At 50.7% G+C, this 1476-nt stretch carries 2 protein-coding genes; both read left to right on the top strand.

Annotation, left to right across the window (positions count from 1 at the left end; genetic code table 11):
- The first annotated feature begins 74 nt into the window (after positions 1 to 74).
- On the top strand, positions 75 to 722 hold the full coding sequence (locus EJP87_RS16285; protein WP_130472897.1) for a Tgt2/MlaC family protein: 648 nt from the start codon (positions 75 to 77) through the stop codon (positions 720 to 722).
- A partial coding sequence (locus EJP87_RS16280; protein ID WP_130472896.1) for a tetratricopeptide repeat protein occupies positions 722 to 1476 on the top strand: 755 nt, incomplete at its 3' end. The genes EJP87_RS16285 and EJP87_RS16280, both read left to right, overlap by 1 nt.

The following is a 1476-nucleotide window of genomic DNA, read 5'->3' as shown; positions in this document are numbered from 1 at the left end:
ATCAATTTTGAAGAGTTGATCAGTCAGTTTATTCATGGCTCTGTCAAATAACTTTGCAAGGAATCCGACTACCCATGTGTATCTCCTCTCTGTTTACAACACTGCGTCGCTGCTCTTGGCAACTGCTTTTGCTCACCTCTCTACTGCTTGCTGGCTTGAATAGCGCCTGGGCCGGGGAGGGCGAGGCGATTGCCTATATGGGTAAAGTGGTGCAGAAAGTTTTGACCATTCTTCGTGATGTCCAATTGAATACCCCGGAAAAAATGCCAGTACGTCGGGAAAAATTGCGCGCCATCGTCTTTGAAGAGTTTGATTTTCATGCCATGTCACAGGCAGCCGTCGGACCTAAATGGCATAAATTTTCGCCCGCACAAAAAGAGCGCTTTATTCAGCTCTTTGAACGTTTGCTGGAAAATACCTATATGAACAGCATTGAACGTTACAAAAGTGAAGAGGTGCGCTTTACCAAAGAGTTGGCACAAACCAGTAATCTGAGCCGTGTGGATAGCGTAGTGGTCAGCAAAGGAACCGAGTTCAAGGTCTCCTATCTGTTGGCACGCCAGGGAGCATCCTGGAAGGTCAATGATGTGACCATCGAGGGAGTCAGCGTGGTTGCCAACTATCGCGCCCAATTCAAACAACTCTTGCAACGGGATGATGCAGAGGGAATCGACACCATGCTGCTTGCTCTGGAAAATTCGGTGCAAAAGAGCGAAAAATAGTGTCCGATCCGGCAACCGGTAGTACACCTGCGCAGATACTTGCCCAAGCCCTGCTGGCTCACCAGCAGGGGAGTTGGCAAGAGGCGTTGCGACTCTATCAGCAGGTTTTACTGCAGGATGCGCACAACCCGGTTGCTCTGACCAATCTTGCCTCTCTCTACACACGCCTGCAACAATATGCAACAGCCCTGAATCTGTATCAGCGACGCTTGCAAGCTGGCGAGGTCACGGCTGAGGTATGGTTTAATTATGGCAATCTGCAACAAAAAATGGGTCTGCAAAACGATGCGGTCAGCAGTTTTCAGACCGCCTTGCGTCTGCAAGCCAATCTCTATCCCGCGCACTATAATTTAGGCAACCTGTTGCGTGATCTGGGTCACTATGATCAGGCGATTCAACACTATAAAGCCGCCTTGGCGTTACAACCACAATTGCCCCTGGCACAACGCAATTTAGGCAATCTCTATCGGCAATTGGGACAGTTTGCGCTGGCAATCCAACACCATCGACTCGCTTTGGCTCTGCCGCAGCAAAACAGTCAGCAGCATGGAGAAAATTGCTATAACCTGGCCAATGCCCTGGCCTCTGCCGAGCAGTTTGCAGAGGCGGTACACTATTATCAGCAGGCGACCCGTTTGCTTGCCGATCCTGTGGAAGCCTGGATCAATCTGGGTAACCTGCAGCAGCGTGCGCAAGATGCAGTGGCAGCAGAGCGCTGTTATCGCAGTGCTCTGCAACAACGGCGGGATCATCC

The sequence above is a fragment of the Candidatus Magnetaquicoccus inordinatus genome (genome assembly GCF_004217665.1).
Classification (GTDB): domain Bacteria; phylum Pseudomonadota; class Magnetococcia; order Magnetococcales; family Magnetaquicoccaceae; genus Magnetaquicoccus; species Magnetaquicoccus inordinatus.
This window is presented reverse-complemented; position numbering and strand designations above follow the sequence as displayed.